The following is a 403-nucleotide window of genomic DNA, read 5'->3' as shown; positions in this document are numbered from 1 at the left end:
GTACTGCGGGTGAAGCAGTAGAGCTCCAGCGGCAGGCCCTCGGTGGTCGGCTGCAGCTGCCGTACCAGCAGGGTCATGTCGGTATGGATGCCCGGGTGGCTGCGCAGGTAGCGCTCCACATAGGCCCGGAACGTACCCAGGTTGGTCACGCGGCGGCTGTTGACCTCGGCCACGCCCTGCTCGCGCAGGCGCCCGTTCCACTGCCCCAGTTCCTGTTCCTTGTCGCGCAGGTAGTCGCGCAGCAGCGCGAACTCGCCGAGGAAGGCCAGGTCACCCTCGTCCAGGAAGCCGACGCTGTGCTGGTCCAGGTACAGCGCGCGCTTGATCCGGCGCCCGCCGGCCTCCTGCATGCCGCGCCAGTTCTTGAACGACTCGGTCACCAGCTTCTTGGTGGGGATGGTGG

The 403-nt window shown here is 67.7% G+C and carries 1 pseudogene; it reads right to left on the bottom strand.

Annotation, left to right across the window (positions count from 1 at the left end):
* Positions 1–403: pseudogene (locus GVL52_RS29800) on the bottom strand (mechanosensitive ion channel domain-containing protein); the annotation flags it as partial.

Origin of the sequence: Rhizobium sp. 18055 (genome assembly GCF_902706285.1) — a bacterium.
Classification (GTDB): Bacteria; Pseudomonadota; Alphaproteobacteria; order Rhizobiales; family Rhizobiaceae; genus Rhizobium.
The sequence above is the reverse complement of the archived record's forward strand: the minus strand, read 5'-3'. Positions and strand labels throughout refer to the sequence as shown.